The sequence below is a fragment of the Synechococcus sp. BA-120 BA3 genome, assembly GCF_034931285.1.
Taxonomy (GTDB): Bacteria; Cyanobacteriota; Cyanobacteriia; order PCC-6307; family Cyanobiaceae; genus Cyanobium.
Genome location: NZ_JAYGHZ010000462.1, coordinates 1 through 1250, shown reverse-complemented (window position 1 = coordinate 1250; position 1250 = coordinate 1). Strand labels below are relative to the sequence as shown.

Here is a 1250-nt window from a genome sequence, read left to right as displayed (position 1 = left end):
GGTCCAGGGCGCCCGGGCCGCGGCACGCCCGCTCCCCTCCGCTCCCGGGCTGCCCCGCAGCCAGTCGAGGCGCCGCATCAGATCGCTGCCGGCCTCGCGTCGATCGAGGGGATCACGTTCGCTGAGCAGCACGGCCACGGCCGTGGCCAGCGACTCCCAGCCCCTGTCCCTGGCCCGCAGCAGCATGTGGGCCAGGCGCGGATGCAGGCCCAGCCGGGCCATGGCCCGCCCGTGCCCGGTGATGCGTCCCTGGCCATCGACGGCCCCGAGCTGCAGCAGCAGGCCGCGGGCCTCCTCCAGGGGGCGGCGGGGGGGCGCGGTGAGCCAGGGCAGGCTCTCGTCCTCCGCGGCGCCCCATTCCGCCAGCTGCAGGGCGACCGGCAGTGGATCCACCTCGAGCAGTTCCGGGGGATCGAAGGCGGGTCGCCGCTGCTGCTCCGCCGGGGACCAGAGCCGCAGGCATCGCCCTGGCCCCAGCCGGCCGGCCCGGCCGCTTCGTTGCTCGGCGCTGGCCTGGCTGGCGGGCTGGGTGACCAGCCCGTCCATGCCGGTGGCCGGGTCGAAGCGGCTGCGCCGGCTGAGGCCGCTGTCGATCACCAGGGTCACCGCCGCGATCGTGAGTGAGCTCTCCGCCACCGACGTGGCCAGCACCACCTTGCCCGCTGCTCCCTGGGGAGCCGCGATGGCCTGCCCCTGGGCCGCCAGCGGCAGCTGGCCGTGCAGGAGGGCCACCTCCAGCTCCTGGCCCCACGGGGTGGCCGCGATGGCCCGCCGTGCCGTTTCCAGCTCCCCCACCCCCGGCAGGAACACCAGCGCCGTGCCCCGCGGCTCAGATTCAACCAGCCAGTGGCCTTCGAGGGCCCGCTGCACCTGGCGCTCCAGCCGCTCGTCCGGTCGCGGCGGCTGGTAGGCCACCGCCACCGGATGGCTGCGGCCCTCGCAGCTGATCACGGCGGCCCCATCCAGCTCCTCGGCCAGGGGCGCCAGATCGAGGGTGGCGGACATCACCAGCAGCCGCAGTTCGGGCCGCAGCAGACTGCGGGCCTGACGCACCAGGGCCAGGGCCAGATCGGCTTCGGCCTGGCGCTCATGGAATTCGTCGAAGATCACGCAGGCCACCCCGTCCAGGGCGGGATCGGCCTGGAGCCGGCGCAGGAACAGCCCCGCCGTGACCACCTCCAGCCGGGTGGCCGCCGAGGTGCGCGATTCGAGCCGCACGCTGTAGCCGACGCGCCCGCCGACCGGTTCGC

Annotated in this window: 1 protein-coding gene; it reads right to left on the bottom strand. The window is 75.4% G+C overall.

Annotated features, from left to right (window positions below; translation table 11 throughout):
• Window positions 1-1250 (bottom strand): helicase-related protein (locus VB737_RS16800; RefSeq protein WP_500314648.1); only part of this gene is annotated, 1250 nt, incomplete at both ends.